The sequence below is a fragment of the Lentzea roselyniae genome (assembly GCF_039537795.1).
GTDB classification, from domain to species: Bacteria; Actinomycetota; Actinomycetes; order Mycobacteriales; family Pseudonocardiaceae; genus Lentzea; species Lentzea atacamensis.
On sequence record NZ_BAABBE010000135.1, the window covers coordinates 1 to 800 of the forward strand.

1 protein-coding gene is annotated in these 800 nt (G+C 67.2%); it reads right to left on the reverse strand.

Translation table 11 applies throughout. From position 1 onward, the window contains the following. Nucleotides 1-10: 10 nt before the first annotated feature. Nucleotides 11-798 (reverse strand): IS5 family transposase gene (locus ABFX45_RS46210; RefSeq protein ID WP_346137432.1). Its coding sequence is split into 2 segments (ribosomal slippage): nucleotides 11-453 and nucleotides 453-798, totalling 789 coding nucleotides; the frame shifts between segments, so codons are not numbered across the junction. Nucleotides 799-800: the final 2 nt, after the last annotated feature.

Here is an 800-nt window from a genome sequence, read left to right on the forward strand (position 1 = left end):
AGAGTTCCTATCAAAGGATCTTGATGTGCCTGTAGCAGATGATGCAGGTTGCCAAGCCGAGGAACGCTTCGTGGATGTCATCGCGGCGCTCCCAGCGAATACGCAGCCGCTTCATGCCGTGGTACCAGGCGATCGTGCGCTCCACGACCCACCTGACTGTGCCGAGCCCGGAGCCGTGATCGGTTCCCCGCTGCGCGATCTGTGGATCAACTCCCTTGGCGCGCAGTTCCTTGCGGTGCTTGTCGGAGTCGTAGGCACGATCGGCGTACAACGCGTCGGGCCGGTGGCGTGGATGCCCACGCTTGCCCCGTACCGGCGGGATCGCCTCGACCAGCGGGAGGAGCTGGGTGACGTCGTTGACGTTGCCGCCGGTCAGTTTGAACGCCGTCGGGATGCCGCCGCCCTCGGTGATCACGTGGTGCTTGGAGCCCGGCCTGGCACGGTCGACCGGGCTGGACCCGCTTTTGGGCCGCGTCGTGCCGCCCGCACGTGCGAGCTGTCGATCACCGCCCGCGACCAGTCCAGCTTGCCCGCCGCGTTCAGCTCGGCCAGCAACGCCTCGTGCAACCGCTGCCACACCCCGGCCTCGTTCCACTCGGCCAGGCGCCGCCAGCAGGTCATCCCGGACCCGAATCCCAGCTCCTGGGGCAGGAACTCCCACTGGATCCCGGTGTGCAGCACGAACAGGATGCCTTGCAGGACCTGCCGGTCCGGGATGCGCTTGCGGCCCAGCTTGGGCAGCGCGTACTCCCACCGGGGCAACAACGGCTCGATTCGTTCCCACAGGTCGTCGGACACGA